This window comes from Alcaligenes sp. 1735tsa3 (assembly GCF_024134565.1).
Classification (GTDB): Bacteria; Pseudomonadota; Gammaproteobacteria; order Burkholderiales; family Burkholderiaceae_B; genus Alcaligenes; species Alcaligenes phenolicus.
Window position 1 is genome coordinate 2,466,181 of sequence record NZ_CP099862.1, and the last position, 15,120, is coordinate 2,481,300.

Below are 15,120 nucleotides of genomic sequence, written 5' to 3' on the forward strand. Positions count from 1 at the left end.
CATAGCGCAACACTCTGATCGGCGTGGCGTCAATCTCAGTATCAGAGCGCCACTGGAATGGACGTTGGGCGGCGGCGCAGTAGCTACCGCCCAGCTGTGTCGCGCATCCGCTTACGAGCGCGGTCACGCAAAGCATCATCATCCAGGCGCTCAATCGTTTCAGCTGCATCTCTTGATACCTCCACGGCGGACAGATCCGCCTCATGTTGTTTCTGTTCAGCCTCACGGCGCCCTTCCTGCCGCCCTGCTCGCTTGGCCGAGAGCCAACCGGCCACAAGGGCCAGCAAACCCAACACGTAGGGCCAGGCCTGGCCAATAATGAGTTCGATCATTGGATAACCGCCCCTATCTTGATTGCCTCCGCCCCGGATGCGCCCAAGAAACGAGCACGATCTGCAGCGCGACGCCGGCGCAGACCCAACAGCACCTTGCCTCCTGACTTGTTCCAGCGCGGAAACTGCTCAGCAGCGCCGGCCGCATCTCCTGCATTGAACAGGCGTACAAGCGTCGAACCTTGAAACGCCGAGACTCCGATGTTGTATGCAAGGTCCACCATGGCATCGAGCTGGGCCTGGGTCGCCGGGCGAGTCAGAGCGGCTAGGACACCTGGCACGAACTCACGCGTCAGCCGGCGCTGCAGCCGCTCGTCGGCCTCGGCCTGGGTGATGCGTAAGCCTTTCACTACGTCCGGCCCCGTATCACCCCAGCCGATAGTCCATACCTTGCCGTCGGCGTCCCAATATGCCTCTAACCGGCAGCTCTCGAAGTACTGCAGTATGGCCAGGCCGTCAGAAGACATACCGCTTGGCGCAGCCTTCTGCGACTCCTGCGTGGCCTGCTCTGCTTTCTGTGGGCGAAAAAAAAGGGCCAGAAGGCCCGTGATAAATTCGATCAGCTTGTTCACTTACTTCCCCTTGCCAGATCTTGAATTTCGCCAATTACCTCGGCGATATCGGCTTTACGCCGCTTGTCGAAAAAGTTAAAAGCCCAACGCACCACTGCCCAGCCTGGCAGCCCACACGCGAACGCCAAGCCAAGCATGGCCACCAAACCCACCGGGTTATTTGCCCAGTGATGCAGCTCATACTGCTGAATCACTGCGGCACCGCCCGAGATCGAGGCCACCACCGTGCTGATCACGCCCACGATCCATTCAGACTGCGTGCGCGGCCGCAAAATACACATCACCACCAGCGTAGCCAAGCCCGCACCGATGGCTCCCATCCCTGCTATCCCTCCCATCGCCTTCCAGACGGCCAGACCAGCCGCCGATGTCCCCGTGCTTGTCGGTTCCAAGTCCTTCCCCTTGTGTAATACGGTCGGCATGGCTGTCTCCCGTGAAGCGCTGCAAAAGCAGCAGACGTAAAAAAAGCCGCTTAGGCGGCTGGATATTCCCAAATAATCTGATCGACACTCGGCTTGTCTGTTGCTAACCGGACCTGCTCAGCCAAGGCCGCATTGTGCTGCATCAGTGCGAGAATCTTGGCCTTTGCTTCGCGGCCCACCTGCTGTATCTGGGTGGCTGAGTGTGGCCGCATAGTCCAAACACCATGGATGTCAGCACACCAAAATGGCGTTGACCAACCGGCGTCTTCGCTCGGCAACAGGGAGTCAGCCACACTGCCAGCCAGGTTTAATTGGTCCGTCTCCTTGCTTGGGTATAAATGGGGCTCTCCCAGGGCGCTTGACTCGAACCCCGCTGTAATTGCGGATCTGCAGTCAGCAGACAGTGAGGCAATCTTGGCGTCCTTATGCTCTTGCAGCTGTGACGCTGCAGTACGCAGCTTGCCGGCATCAATCCTGATGTTCATCTTCTGGCTCCACAGTAGAGGTTTCAATGGATTCAAGCTCTGGCTCCGGGACAGGCGGTGGAGGTGGCGGCGTCTGTGCGGGCAGAGCCACAACACCATCATGGGTGATGATCACTGGATCTGGGAAACACGCCGCCGGGTCCGTCTGCTGTGCGTCAATATGGAACAGCAGACCATCAATTTCCAGACCTTCTGCTGTGCATTTGATCTCTGCGCCAAGCAACAATGGGTGATCGATCGCGCCCGCTGGCAAATGGTCCCCAGGCCCCATAAATGACAGCTCAAGGGGCTCACCATTCAAGACCAACACCGAACCTTGGCGCTCAAGACGTAGCACTTCCAGATCCCCGCTCCGAACTTGCGGGCTCAAAATAATTTTCATCATGCTTTCCACCTTCCAATAGCAACCGCATAAGCGATCAATCCAACTTTCCACTCAATACTAGCCGCCAACTTCCATTGGCATACGGATGCTGTCTTTGTCTCGCCTGCCATACCCCAAATCGGGTGTACGCTAGTCTGAGCCTCAACGTGGAGTACATAATTGTCCGCATTTATGAACGCCATAGGAAGAGTCCAAGCGTTGCTGGCACTTACGTATAAACTTCCCGATGTGCCACTCACAAAGTTGGCAGCCATTTTGGGCGACCAGCAGATAAGAGTTCCATCTGCATACTTGGCCCACTTACCGTTAGAGTTAAAACCCGACTCAATAACCGAACCGTCAGCGATAGTGCCAACAATATTCTTGTCATGGACAAGTTTGCAGGCATCCCGGAACGTCTTTTGACCAGATACCGCCCCATTCATATAGAAGTTATCGGTGTAGGGGTCTGTGGAGATTCGCAAGCCGGACCCCGTAATTGTGGAGTTGTAGGCTAGGTCTAAGAAAAAGGCACCGCCGCCCCACGTTGGTTTTGCCCCCGGACGGTAGTACCATCCCGTAGGTTGGGACTCCCAAGAACCGGGGGCCGCTGTCGTGCCACCAAGGCCGAACTGCCCAACCCGCATCATTTCTCGCCAAGCGTTATACCCACCGGAACGTCGGCCACGCACAACCAAGTCTCCGTTAAAAGAAACGAAAACCTGCCCGCCGCCAGTTCCGCTTTGCCGGTGGAAAACCACCCCTTGCTTTAATACGGAATCTGGCAAGCTATCAGCCCAACCAGGTGGGGCATAGTAAAGGCCAGCCCCAACATTGGCTGTGTCTAAATTAGCCCCAGGGAATGCGTCGGCAGAACCTACCGAGGAACTGGCGCCGGATAGGCCTATACCATACTGCCCTACCGTCATCAGCTCTTTCCAACCCTTGGCCTCACCGTTATTAAGATGCTGATACCACAATTTATCCGCGGTCGGTGAGCCATAAAGGTAAGTTCCATAAGCACCTGACCACCCAAACTTGATATACCCGTCGCCCGAATTGTTAACTGGTTTCCCTGCTGTTGCGCCAGTACCCGATCGGTAAAAGCCGTTAGCGGAGTTATTGAGAACTACTACATCTGCAGCAACACCAGCATTGGCCCCCAGCCCCCAGTCACCAATACGAGCCACTCTGCCCACTGTGGCATCGGTCGTTTCTGTAGTGACGGTACCCTTTGCTGCAGTTCCGATCTCAGACAAAACAGGAAGCAACTCAGCGGCGCGGTCAGCCAGCTCTTTCACATAGCCCTGCATCGGAGCCAGAGCATACTTCTGGCCTGTGGCTGTGGCGCCGATATAAGGTTTGGTCAGCGTCAGGGAAGTATCAGATGCAACATTCAGCACCTCATACAAGCGCCCGTCTGGCGCGACAAAAGCCTCACCCTGCCTGGCACCTGCCAACCACTGCGTTCCGGTTCCTGTGACTGTTGCACTATTGAGAGTGACTTTCACAGTACCCGCGTCATACCACGCCATGGCCTACCTCCTGCGGAGCTTGTGGTTCAGCAGCCTGGGCAGACCCCTCTGGCTGACTGACACCAGCCGCCAAAATATCAACCAGACTCCGAATCATGCCGCTTGCCAGCTCCGGCGTGATTCGATTACCCATATTGTTCTCAAAAACCTGCGCAATGGATTGATGAATACTCATTGAACACCCATAAAAAAAGCCGCCCAAAGGCGGCTAAGCTCCTGTTACATCGATGACCATGCAGTCATACCTAAGATACTGATCAACAGGCTGAATAGTGCCGGTATCGCTTTCATGGATACCAGGGTCATTCCACTGTTGGACAGAAAAGGAAATGCTCCCCTGATTCCAAGAGGGCCGTATTGCTAGATTTCGCCAACGATATGACCACCATTCCTCCCAGGTTGGCGGCCCGGCACCATGCTTCTGTATATCAAACGCATAGCCCGATGAAGTAGCGCCGATATAGATAATTGCATACGCCCTACCAGGCGGAACGAGTACTGTTTGTGAGCTGGCATTGTCTTCGGTGATACGTTTGAAATCGACAACCTTCATTGGTGGATAATCACTGGATGCAATTAAAGTGCCGTCCGGCCTCCAGAACTGAAACCCTCTGTTAGTTAAGACTGGTTTACCGGAGACCGACTCGTAAACATAGACCGTTGCGCTCCCATCTGGGTGCACACGATATGCGTCTAATCGGTTGTAATTCGCTAGCGAGAGAGCAGGATCTCTTGAAGCAAGCGGATCATCTGCGCTGTATTTTCCAGTAAGCCCAAGGGTCGACCAGTTCGTATCAAACAAAATTTCGCCTGTTGGTCTCCAAAACTGAAAGCCGTAGCCCATACCCTTACCTAACAAAAATGAACATCGAATTAAGGTCAATATTGTCTAGCGGTGGATGTACCCCCCCTACCTGAGTTGTTAAGGGAACACTCCACGACAGCGTGTTTCCAGAAACGTGGTAGAAATCTCTCATAAACTGGATTCCTCCTTTACTCGAATAGCTGCCACGCCACCCGGTCCCATAGGAAATCACGACCACCTCCCCTTGTCCGGCTAACCCCGCTATTGTCAGTGAACCCACCCTAGGCTGATTGTTCGCAATATGAACTAGCCTGAACAGGTTGTCGGAGCTAGAGAACACCACCTTGCCATCAGGCAAGCAGAAGTCATACCCGTACATGACTACCACTCCCCGATACGGAAACTGACGTTGCCATTGGCATACCAGCCACCGATAAAATTGGGACGTATTTCGGTGCGGCCCTGAGCAGAACTGCCATTCAATTGAAATGTCCCTCCCTTATCTAAACGCCAGCCTGAAGCATTGGGAACGAAGTTGACTGACTGAATATCATTCATGATTTTGGCGAATCCAATGGTTGCATCTCCAATGAGCGCCGTATTCAGAATGCTGGCCCCGCCCTGCACCGAGAACACAGTCACTGGGCTGCCGTTCGTTGCGTGCATGACAGCAAAACGATCAGCAAGCACTGCGAATGTCGATTGCATCACCCCCGACTCGTTCGTCAGATCAAGCCCCACTCCCGAAACATACTGCACACCGTTCTGATTAGCCTGCAGCTTCACTCCCCAGGCCGCTGCGATTTTTCCATCAAGTTCCACAAGCGAACGCATCACTTGTTCAACAGCAGCAGAACCTTCACCAATACCGGCCTCCAGCGTACTGATCGATTCAGCCAAGGCACGGGTTTCATCAGCCTGCACACGCTTGAACTCGGACAGTGTGGCGTGGGTCTGCCACTGATTCAGTACACGCTCCAGTTCAGCGTCCTCATTGGGCCTTTGGCGCTTAAGATCGGCAGCCAGAATCATCTGATTACTGGCCATCGCCTCCTGCTTGCCTTCCACATCTGTCACGCGCGACTTTGTCTCGTTTAATGCACCGGCAGTAGCAGCCAAACCCGTAGCAGGATCACGAACCTCATTCTGCAGTACCGTCAGACTCTCACCTTGAGAAGTGATCGCATCGCCCTGCTGAGTCACCTTCGTTGAAAGTCCCCCAACCGCGCTGGCGTTGGCCTGAGTTTGTGCCTGCAGATCCTTTAGGCTCGGTTGCCATTCCATTGCAGGGACTACCGTCCCCTTGTAGAGCGTGGCCCAGTGAATTGTAGCCTCCCCTGCGTGAGTGCCAGGGTTTGGGCCGTAGTAAAACCGTAGCTCCTTAGGGGCCCCCAGATTAGTATTCTTGGTGAACTTCAAAACTTGGGTGCGCTTGACCACATTCTTGTCGAGCTCACCCACTTTGTTGCTGCCACCTGCCGCCCAAACAGCAATATGCGCAGTCGTGTCACCGGCCGCTGGCTTATGCGTGTAATTAACGACGAGGGTGTAGTTCTGCCCAGACTCAAAGCTATCCACCAAGTAGTACCGACCAAACAAATAAATGCCTGGCTCGCGTACCAGCTCTACGTTTGAATCCAGAAGCAGATTGCCTGCAGGGGACGTCAATCCGCCTAGCTCAGCCCCTAGCTGCGTAATGCTCTGACTCTGACTCGAAATACTACCCTCGGCCTGCTCAACACGCGTCGTCAACGCGTTCACTGCTGTCGCATCAGCCTTCTTATTTGCCGTTACCTGTGCCGCATCAGCCGCCTCTTTTGCTGCTACGGCCGCTGCTGCTGCATCAGTAGCAGCCTTATCGGTCACAACGACCCACGCCGTGCCATTCCAGCGTTTAGGCGTATTGGCGTTATTTTTGGTGTCAATCCACAGGTTTTGCGGCAAGCGTTTGGCTGCAGTCGGAGCTGTAGCGCTAAAGATCACCTCCCCTTTCGCACCGGCCGCATCAGCGGCTGCAGCGGCTGCCTGCTGTGCCGCCACAGCCTTAGCATCGGCAGTGCTCACGTTTGAACTCAGTTGCGTAATACTCGACGCTTGGGACTCAATCTTTCCCTCTGCTGCCTGTACCCGTGTACTAAGTTGACCGACTGCCGTCGCAAGCCCGCTTTGGGCATCTTCCAGACCTTCTACCTTGCTGGAAAGCGCCGTCGTGGAGTCCGATAAAGATCGTAGGCCATCTTCTAGTTGTTCAACTTGCGTACGCATGGTCTGGACAACAGAGCCTAACGCAACAAGCCCAGTCGTAGGATCATCAATCTTGCCCGCAACAGTATTGATCTGCTCAGCGTTGACTTGAATCCGACCCTCAGCCTGCTCCACACGGCTAATAGTCTCCTGAGACTGGATAGCCAAGGCCGCCAAACCATCCGTGATTGACGCGTAATCACCGATCAGCTCCCAGTACGCCGCATCAGATACCGGCTTACCTGCTGGAACTGCCTTCTTTGCACGGTACATTTTGCCATCGGCAAAAACTACGGTGCCTTTGGCATAAACAGCGGAAGGGCTCCATTCGTTCGCATTGAGCAGCTCCGCAACCTGGTCATTCACTTCATCAACACGTTGATTCAGCTCGCCCAGCTCAAGCGTCAAGTCCCCGACAGCATCCTTGATATTCGGGATCTCGCGGATATTGCCCATCAGCAAGTCCCCCATCCCGCCAGCGACAATCTCCTCGGTAACCAGACCGTTGTATTCACTGGCCTCCTGACTGGGAACGCCCCGCACGCCAGAGGCTGACTCAGCCGGATACCAGGGGCCTTGGGTTCCATTCTTATCGATCAGACGAGCCCAGAAAAAGTGCTGTGTCGTGACCGCCAGCCCTACCTGCTCAAATGAGTCTGTAGGGTACGCAAAGCCGCCTGCAGCGCGAGACTCATTAAAATCCGGCGTCGCGCTATAACGAATCTCGGTGCGTTCGATAATATTTGGTCCAGTGGGGAATCCCCACTGCACACGAATACCCCACGGGATTGAGGCCGTGGTCAAGTGCGTGACCGGCAGCGGAGCCGATACCTGCCCTGTTAGCGCTGTCACCTCAGAGTACGCCCACAAAGACGGTACATCCAGGCCATTGATTGCGCGAACACGCACGCTGTACTCGCCAGTATAAAAATCCGGGATCTCTACAAGGCGTTCACCAGTGCGCGGCACCTGCACCCAGCCGCTATTGTCACGCCGCCACTGAACGTCATACAGCAAGGCATTTTCGACTGAATCCCAGGTGATCTCCGCCAGATGACGGCTTTGCCCTTGCCGAACGACATAGTGCTCTCGGATCTGCACATTGCTCGGGGCCATTTGTGTGCGTGGTGGAACCACGCTCACGGGCAACGGCTCCAGCCGTACACCGTAGTCGATTGCATCAAACTTGCCAGGATGATGTTCGACTGCTGACACATCGAACGTAATGCCGTCTCGCTCTTTAATAGAAACCACTCGGGCATATTGCAAAGACAAGTCATCAGCCTCAACCGCCCAAGCAGCCTGAGCGACGGGCGCAGCACTAAAAGCAGGAGTGACCGTCACTACCCGACCACTCACACGAGACACTGGGCGGGACTGAGAGCGGCCCGAAGGTAGATTGACCGTAAACTGATCCCCAATCTTGACCGGATGCTCAGCGTCTAGCGTAATCTGACTGCTTGTTGCCGACCGAAGCAGACCACCCAAACGGCGGCCTGCCCGATTTCGATCAGCAATTTTGATAACACTGCCAGGCTGTGGGATAACCCCATCAAGCCCGACCGAAAAAGATACTCCGCCCTGCTCCATCCGCGAGGTATACAAGTGGTACAGCCCCACTCGCTGCGCTTGACCACGCGATGTACAACCGAACGCCACCAACTCAGTCTTGCGGATGCCATATTTACGCACACCGTCATAGTCGGTGACGACCTCCACCTTGGCACGATAAAAATCGGTAGGGTCATTCCATGACACCAGCGCCACCGTTTTAAGCGTGCTAAGGTCGGCACCGATATAGTTAAAGCGTCCATTCACTACCCGTGCATTTGGATAGGTATAGATAGGGTCACCGGGCATGTCGGCAACTGCAACCGCTTGCCCGTTTGCCCAATAGGTCATGCCTCGGAACACGCTGGCCAAATCATTGATCACGCGCAGAGCGTCAGCACTCGACTGCAAATACGTATTGCAGACGAAACGTGGCTCAGTGCCGCCCTGGCCATCTGACACCATCTGGTCGCAGTACGCACCAATCTGATAAAGCGCATACCGATCAATCATTGACGCATCAATCCGGTCACCTAGACCGTACAGGCGGTTTGTCAGCATGTCATAGAACACCCAAGCTGGGTTGTTCGACCAGGCACGCTTGAAGGTTCCATCCCACACGCCGCTATAGGTACGCGACTGGGGATCATAGTTCGACGGCACCCGTATAACCTGGCCCCGCCAATGATAGGCGCGGGTCGGAATGGCCTGAAACTGCTCAGCGTCCACACGGATGCCAACCAATGCCGTCATTGGGTAGCGGAATTTGCCATCAATCACTTCCGCATAGGCTTGAATCAACATTCGATCCTGCACAGCGCTATTGCTGGAGTCGGGCGTCATGCGACGCACCCGCACTGTCCAGCCTTGCGCCCCAACCGGCAGGTCAATTCGATGGGTACGCGTGTAGCCGTTGATCGTCTTTCCATCGACAGCCGATGTCAGCACATTCACAAAGGAGCCACTACCGACAGCCAAGTCAATCGCGTACTCCACCCGTGCGCCTACGCGATCTCCTGCATTCTTGCCAGATTCAACTGCCGTCAAGAGCTGTGGCCAATGCAGGCTTACTCTTAGCGCCGACAGATCAGGGTTCGTAATCAACTGCGTCCACGGCGTTTTGATTGTCACCTCAGAACCAACGGAGACAACATTGGCCGCTGCAGGAAAGCCAGAAATATGCTCTTGGTCCTGCGTGCCGACTCGATAGTCCACTTGGACATTTCGGAAGTTCAAGCTCCCATCGGCATTCTGGATCGGTGTGCCATCCAGGTAGATATCACGTAAAGGCTGATCAGCATGCACCGGCCCCGACATCTCCCCATTCCCAACAGCATCAAGAATCGCAGCAAAAGAGGTGTTATGCAGGCTATCAGGCTGCTCAACAGGGGTGCGAGAGCTACCGCCGCCTTTCCCCCCACCACCAGAACCTAGAATCCGTAGACCGCCCCGTTTGGGCTCAATCGCGACTGTCATTACTGCTGGTCCTCAGAATACATATCACCTGAGATTGTGGCCGCGCCAACAATCATTTCACCGTACAACACCCCGAGAGGGTTGCCCTGGGCCGTTGTGTTTACCGGACCATTAAAGTTGTAGCTGGCTCCGTTATCGGGCGAATCCACGCTTGTCAGGCCCTGGGGTTGCTTCGTCAGCATTTGAGACACCCCTCCCAAAACCATCGAGACTCCCATTCCAAACACCATGCCGCCGAGCAAACTACCCGCTTTGAGTGCTCCGGCTGCAATCGTCACGCCACCAGTCAAGAACGCAGCACCGATCAACGCTGCGCCCAGCACTACCTGAAACAAACCTCCCCGCCCAGAACCCAAAACTACAGGTGCTATACGAATTGCATCGGCCCCGACTGGAGCGCCCAGCATATCCTCGCCAACATTCTCCTTGCCGATCCAGCAGGTATAAGCCACGCCTTTATCCGTACTGGCATGCAATGCCTGCTCAAAGCCAGGAATCATCAGGCACAACGCACGGACCGCGCCCGCAATGTCATTGCAAACAAAACGGTGAATCCGACCAAATCGCTTCCCTAGGGAACCAGACAGACGGATTGTGCGCAGCCGCTCTGCCTCTTCAGACGAAAAAAAACCGGCCTGGGCCGGTAGTGCTGCTGTCATTTCTGATACCTCACAATCATTCGCGTTATGTCCCGCCAGTGCCCGCTATACAACACACGCTCTGATAAGCGTGGCATCGCGTGATGCAACAAAGCTCCTGGCACAGGATGCAATTCAGGCTGCGTCTTTAACGCCTCATTGCCTAAATAGACCCCACCGTGGTTCGTGCGGTCGCTGCGGTACTGCATCAAGATCACATCCCCGTACTCCGGTTCTCCATTGATCTGTTGAAAGCCTGCCTGCTCAAAATTATCCAGGTACAGTTCGCCACACTCAGGCTTGCTCCACCAATCATCAGGACGCTCAAAGTCCGGCAACTCAATGCCCAGTTCAAAGGCGTAAAAATCGCGGATAAGGCCATAGCAATCCAAACTACCATGATGAAAGGACCGCCCTACCAATGGAGCTTGGTAGCCAGACGGCTCAAATGAATGCCACTCACGGACAACAGGACCAGGCTCACCCGCATCTTGACCAACGGCTACGATGTGCCAGGGCAGACCAGTCTCCTCACAAGAGACCAGATCCGCCTCAGAAGGCCGCGCATCACGGTCGATGTGCGAGTGCACCACGGCAAGAATCTGCCCAGAGGCTTCGGCACGGTCATAGTCTTCAAACGGTAGATGAAAATCACGCCCATCCTCTGCGATGTTGCGACATGGCACATACTGCTGCCGATCACCTACCGCGATGACTAGCCCACAGGCCTCCCTGGGGTAATCGGTCAGCGCGTGACGCTCAATGGCTCGTTTGATAGCAGCACGCATCATCGCACCCGATCTGCTGAGGGGAACCCACCGAAAGGCAACGGCTGCCATTCGCCATGTCGTTTTTTACAATCTCGCTGCAGACCACCACACTCGTCTTTCGTCGGGTCCGTAACAGGGTTACCGTCCTTATCGAACATTGCTGCCCCCGTGTAGCCACACCATGCGCCGCGATACCCTCCCTCTGGTGCCGCCTTTGTCAGCCATCCGCACACATTCGCAATCACTTGGCGACTTGGCAGTTGAGCGCCGTCAAGTGTTAGGGGAGAGCTAAGTACAAACTCGACGGCCTCTGGCGATTCGCCGCTTTTCTGAGAGATAATCCAGCGCTCATTCGGCAAATGCTCTGTGGGGCTGGCCGTGGGGTTTCCATCCGGAAAATTCGCCTCGTCCAGATACCGGGCGAATGTACGTCGACGAATCAGCGTTGCTCCCTTCAGATCCCCCAATGCCAGACACAGCGCCGATACGACACCTGTGATTGGCTCGCCATCAGACGTTTCCCCGATATTGCCCACTACCAATGTGGGCTGAGGTTGCTGGCCGTCACCAGTACGCTCAAAATCTCGCGCCTCGATTGCCCACGGCTGATACTGATTGCCTTGCCAAGTAACCACTCCGTCATTGTGGTTGTGATAACGCTCTACATCCCCGCCGATGGCTCGGCAATCGAGCTCGTACAACGTGACGAGATTACCGGGAACCAGCTTTTGAACGTCTTCAAGAATCATTGTTCACCCATTAAAAAACCGGCCTAAGCCGGTATCAGTCCGCCCCTACTCAATGAGCAGCGAGTTCGCCTTGGATAAAAAATATCGTCCCAGCCACCTTTCTCATTTCCACCAAACATGCGACCTCCAATAAACAGTGCCAGAATGCAACTTAAGGCTCGAAACGCTCCTCGAAAGTCGCAGATAACGTGTATGACTTGCCGCCCATCGCCCTGATTCTTATGTCCCGCGCAATAAATAGACCGGCATCGGGTTCAATGGGTGGTGTCCATAGAAAGGGCCTGAAACCTTGGTGCCGCCTAAGGAAGTCCCGAATGGGCTGTATTTCCCATTCGTAGCCCCAAAACTGCAATGGCCATGCACGAGTTTCATTGTTCAGCCCATCGCCCACCTCTTGCGTGTAACCGTCCCCAAACTGAGCGGATAAAACCCTAAAGGTGCTAGTGCCCTCGGGGTCCGCAAGGGGCTGCCATATGAAAACCTCATGTGCCATCAACGACGCACGCCTCCCCCGGTCTGGTCCCAGGCAAGTCCGCCTGGACGATAGGACTGAACCTGTAGCTTCCGATACTCAGCCCTAGCAATTTCCTGCATTGTCTTAGCAAACACCTCCAAGCCTGGCGTCGCCTCACTTGTATCCACTCCCCCAGCCTCATTGTGAATATTGATAACGACTTTCGGCTCTTGTCCTGCCGACATGGACGCTGCTGGCAAGCGAGGCATTTCCGCCCTTACCCCAAGCGATCCATCGGCACTTCGCTTGAGAGGCATAATTGCCTCTGGCCCCGCCTCAGCAAACACACCTGCACCCTTAGCAAATGCAAAGAACTGGGGCGAGTCATAAATGCCGCCTGAAAATTTAGATAAGCTCGGACTGTCATAGACATTGCCCTTAGCATTGAATGTCCAATCAAGCCCTGGCGTTACACCTGCAGGCGCAGAGCCACCACCAAACAAACCGCCCAATGCTCCACTTACGGCGCCAGCCAACGGACCAGTGATATGCTGCCGGACATTAATTCTGATTAGATCAGCAATGATGCCATCCACTACATCAGAGACCTCAGTACCAATCCCTCTAAATGAATTAACCGCCGCGTCTTCCAGTGAGGTAAAAGTGCTCACCCCAAGGCTGTTCATCATCTTAAAGGCATTAGCGGCATCATCGGAGTAGTTGGCCAAGCCCTGTTTAGCACCCAGTACCCAGCTCGACTGCAGCTTATCCACCTCAGCGTAATAGCTTTGCTCCATTGCCAACCGGCGCTGCAATTCAGCCTGGATCTTGTCCGACTCCTCACGGTAGCGTTCTTGACCGATAAGGCCCAGATCAGCACCACGCGATAGTTGGCGCTGATAGCGTTCAAACTCTCGATAGATGGACCGCTGAGCCTCGACGCGCTCCATCGCCCTATCACCCAAACCATATGAATCCAGCACTCGCTGATACTGTTCATTCTGGTTATCACGCGCCGTTGTCATCTGCTCAACGACTTGCGCGGACCGCTCCTGCAGCTTGAGCACTTCCTTTCGAGCAAGCGCCTCTTGCTCGACCGCGACGTTTACCTGGTGCTGGGCACGCAAAGCATCCTCAGCAGCAAGAATCGATTTTTCATCTGCAGTCAGTATCTTCTTAGACTTGATATCAGCGATTTGCTGCTCAAAGGTCGCCAACCGCTTTTGCTGATCGGTCAGCTTCGCAGATCCCTCAACCTGAGCCCTCAGGGAGGCTTCCTGGCCACGCAGCGTCATTAAAAGACGAGTGGCCGCGTCATTTGTCACTGGTTTCGTGCGGCCTTTGGGTTCCTTGAACTTGTCTTTAATCCACTTCTCGCCTTTAGCAATGTTCTCTGGCGTTAACAGATCGCTTTCAGGGTTCGCTGCACGGATCTTATCCAGCTCGCGGTGGTATTCTTCGACAGCCTTACGCGCCTTCTCAGCCTTGGGCGCTGAGGCATCCAAAAGCTTATTGACCCGATCAATCGCCGCAATGGCCTCCTTCTGCTCCCTCGCGTTCTCGCCTTTTGCGTAGGCCATAAAGTCTTCACCAGCAACCTGGGCCCTGACCTGGGCCTCTTTTGCAAGGGTTTCTTGAATTCCTCTAATCGATGAAACAGCGCTTCTTCTTTGGTCGCCGGTCAGAAAAACATTTTTAATGCTCTCCTCTGTAGAGTCAGCAGCAAGCCCAAGAGAAATCAAAGTTTGTTTGTATCGTTCGATACTAGCCTCTGTCGCGCGAAGAATATCACTATTGGTAGTCTGTCTACCAATACCTTTCATGATGTCCCATGAGTTCTGAGCAGCCATTGCCACGGCATTCCAGGCACGCTCAACAAACCCCAGCGTCCCCTCCACCTCACTCAAACGCTCATTCACTGACTTAGCGTATGCCTCTTGCGCCAACTGAGCGGCTGCCTGTCTATCGCCTTGCTGCTCCAGCGCCCGGATTTGTTCATAAACCGCCGCAGTCAAATAGTTGTACTGTTCATTGAGCTTTACTGATGCCTTGGTAGGCTCATCTGCCAGCCGCACAAACTCATCAATTACATCAGACATTTGACGGCCAAGCAGATCACTCGACCGGATTGCCACCTTCCCCACAAGCCCAATCTGCTCACTGGCAATTTTCCCAGTTTTCGCAACTTCCGTCAGGGCTTGAACCGCACGCCCCCGTGTTACGCTAGCCATGCTGTCCATCTGATAAGCCATCTCAGACAGCTGGCTTGCAGACAACCCAATGGCTCCATTAGTCATTGTGAGGTGAGTCTGGAACTCACTGAGTTCGCGGCTTCCTTCGTACCATGCCGCACCAATTGCAGTAACCAGCGATGCTGTAATCGTCGCTGGGTTAAGGGCCATCAAACGCAGAAATGCGGATGAGTTTGCATCAATCCGCTTCGTGATTTCATCAAGCAATGGCCCAGATACGCGCATTTGTGCGTTGTACCTGAGCATCTCTGCCTCATTCTTACCGACAGTCTCGGCCTGCCGAAGCAGCGAATCAATCCTGCGACGTTCAACGACAGACAATTGACCGTACTGTACCCGCGCCGCCTGCGACATCTTTTCGATGCTTGTCTTGGCTTGAGTCGTTGCTGCTTCAACGCCCGAAGCATCACCCACGATATCAATCCGTGCGGTAGCAATTGTTTGACCTTCCATTTCGAGCGCCCATAAAAA

General features: G+C 54.6%; 14 protein-coding genes. All 14 read right to left on the reverse strand.

Features of this window, described 5'->3' with window-relative positions; genetic code table 11:
• Positions 1-83: 83 nt before the first annotated feature.
• Positions 84-332: a hypothetical protein gene (locus tag NIZ92_RS11415; RefSeq protein WP_254001950.1), complete on the reverse strand. Its 249-nt coding sequence runs from the start codon at positions 330-332 to the stop codon at positions 84-86.
• Positions 329-904: a lysozyme gene (locus NIZ92_RS11420; RefSeq protein ID WP_254001951.1), complete on the reverse strand. Its 576-nt coding sequence runs from the start codon at positions 902-904 to the stop codon at positions 329-331. Before NIZ92_RS11420 ends, NIZ92_RS11415 begins: the two co-directional genes overlap by 4 nt.
• A complete protein-coding gene (locus NIZ92_RS11425) occupies positions 901-1,326 on the reverse strand; it encodes a hypothetical protein (protein ID WP_200914588.1) in 426 nt (141 codons plus the stop codon). The genes NIZ92_RS11420 and NIZ92_RS11425 overlap by 4 nt, the downstream gene beginning before the upstream one ends.
• Positions 1,327-1,376: 50 nt before the next feature.
• Positions 1,377-1,811 carry a hypothetical protein gene (locus tag NIZ92_RS11430; RefSeq protein ID WP_254001952.1) on the reverse strand — a complete coding sequence of 145 codons (435 nt, stop codon included), beginning with the start codon at positions 1,809-1,811 and terminating at the stop codon, positions 1,377-1,379.
• The gene (locus NIZ92_RS11435) at positions 1,795-2,196 is read right to left on the reverse strand and encodes a hypothetical protein (RefSeq protein ID WP_254001953.1); all 402 of its coding nucleotides are present in this window, start codon (positions 2,194-2,196) and stop codon (positions 1,795-1,797) included. Before NIZ92_RS11435 ends, NIZ92_RS11430 begins: the two co-directional genes overlap by 17 nt.
• A complete protein-coding gene (locus NIZ92_RS11440) occupies positions 2,193-3,710 on the reverse strand; it encodes a hypothetical protein (RefSeq protein ID WP_254001954.1) in 1,518 nt (505 codons plus the stop codon). Before NIZ92_RS11440 ends, NIZ92_RS11435 begins: the two co-directional genes overlap by 4 nt.
• Complete coding sequence (locus NIZ92_RS11445) at positions 3,697-3,885, reverse strand: hypothetical protein (RefSeq protein WP_254001955.1); 189 nt, start codon at positions 3,883-3,885, stop codon at positions 3,697-3,699. Before NIZ92_RS11445 ends, NIZ92_RS11440 begins: the two co-directional genes overlap by 14 nt.
• A gap of 33 nt (positions 3,886-3,918) precedes the next feature.
• A complete protein-coding gene (locus NIZ92_RS11450) occupies positions 3,919-4,554 on the reverse strand; it encodes a hypothetical protein (RefSeq protein WP_254001956.1) in 636 nt (211 codons plus the stop codon).
• A gap of 342 nt (positions 4,555-4,896) precedes the next feature.
• Entirely contained in the window at positions 4,897-9,786 is a 4,890-nt protein-coding gene (locus NIZ92_RS11455; protein ID WP_254001957.1) for a phage tail protein, read from the reverse strand.
• Positions 9,786-10,445 carry a tail assembly protein gene (locus NIZ92_RS11460; RefSeq protein ID WP_254001958.1) on the reverse strand — a complete coding sequence of 220 codons (660 nt, stop codon included), beginning with the start codon at positions 10,443-10,445 and terminating at the stop codon, positions 9,786-9,788. The genes NIZ92_RS11455 and NIZ92_RS11460 overlap by 1 nt, the downstream gene beginning before the upstream one ends.
• Positions 10,442-11,215 (reverse strand): C40 family peptidase, encoded by a 774-nt coding sequence (locus tag NIZ92_RS11465; RefSeq protein WP_254001959.1) that lies wholly within the window; start codon positions 11,213-11,215, stop codon positions 10,442-10,444. The genes NIZ92_RS11460 and NIZ92_RS11465 overlap by 4 nt, the downstream gene beginning before the upstream one ends.
• Positions 11,212-11,943: a phage minor tail protein L gene (locus NIZ92_RS11470; RefSeq protein ID WP_254001960.1), complete on the reverse strand. Its 732-nt coding sequence runs from the start codon at positions 11,941-11,943 to the stop codon at positions 11,212-11,214. Before NIZ92_RS11470 ends, NIZ92_RS11465 begins: the two co-directional genes overlap by 4 nt.
• Positions 11,944-12,094: 151 nt before the next feature.
• Positions 12,095-12,436 (reverse strand): phage tail protein, encoded by a 342-nt coding sequence (locus tag NIZ92_RS11475; RefSeq protein WP_254001961.1) that lies wholly within the window; start codon positions 12,434-12,436, stop codon positions 12,095-12,097.
• Positions 12,436-15,102: a phage tail tape measure protein gene (locus tag NIZ92_RS11480; RefSeq protein ID WP_254001962.1), complete on the reverse strand. Its 2,667-nt coding sequence runs from the start codon at positions 15,100-15,102 to the stop codon at positions 12,436-12,438. Before NIZ92_RS11480 ends, NIZ92_RS11475 begins: the two co-directional genes overlap by 1 nt.
• Positions 15,103-15,120 lie beyond the last annotated feature (18 nt).

Bases quoted from the DNA above. Each gene is read 5' to 3' on its own strand.
- NIZ92_RS11425 (WP_200914588.1), bottom strand. From the start codon at position 1,326: ATGCCGACCGTATTACACAAGGGGAAGGACTTGGAACCGACAAGCACG.
- NIZ92_RS11435 (WP_254001953.1), bottom strand. From the start codon at position 2,196: ATGATGAAAATTATTTTGAGCCCGCAAGTTCGGAGCGGGGATCTGGAA.
- NIZ92_RS11470 (WP_254001960.1), bottom strand. From the start codon at position 11,943: ATGATTCTTGAAGACGTTCAAAAGCTGGTTCCCGGTAATCTCGTCACG.
- NIZ92_RS11430 (WP_254001952.1), bottom strand. From the start codon at position 1,811: ATGAACATCAGGATTGATGCCGGCAAGCTGCGTACTGCAGCGTCACAG.
- NIZ92_RS11445 (WP_254001955.1), bottom strand. From the start codon at position 3,885: ATGAGTATTCATCAATCCATTGCGCAGGTTTTTGAGAACAATATGGGT.
- NIZ92_RS11460 (WP_254001958.1), bottom strand. From the start codon at position 10,445: ATGACAGCAGCACTACCGGCCCAGGCCGGTTTTTTTTCGTCTGAAGAG.
- NIZ92_RS11440 (WP_254001954.1), bottom strand. From the start codon at position 3,710: ATGGCGTGGTATGACGCGGGTACTGTGAAAGTCACTCTCAATAGTGCA.
- NIZ92_RS11475 (WP_254001961.1), bottom strand. From the start codon at position 12,436: ATGGCACATGAGGTTTTCATATGGCAGCCCCTTGCGGACCCCGAGGGC.
- NIZ92_RS11450 (WP_254001956.1), bottom strand. From the start codon at position 4,554: ATGGGCTACGGCTTTCAGTTTTGGAGACCAACAGGCGAAATTTTGTTT.
- NIZ92_RS11415 (WP_254001950.1), bottom strand. From the start codon at position 332: ATGATCGAACTCATTATTGGCCAGGCCTGGCCCTACGTGTTGGGTTTG.
- NIZ92_RS11465 (WP_254001959.1), bottom strand. From the start codon at position 11,215: ATGATGCGTGCTGCTATCAAACGAGCCATTGAGCGTCACGCGCTGACC.
- NIZ92_RS11455 (WP_254001957.1), bottom strand. From the start codon at position 9,786: ATGACAGTCGCGATTGAGCCCAAACGGGGCGGTCTACGGATTCTAGGT.
- NIZ92_RS11480 (WP_254001962.1), bottom strand. From the start codon at position 15,102: ATGGAAGGTCAAACAATTGCTACCGCACGGATTGATATCGTGGGTGAT.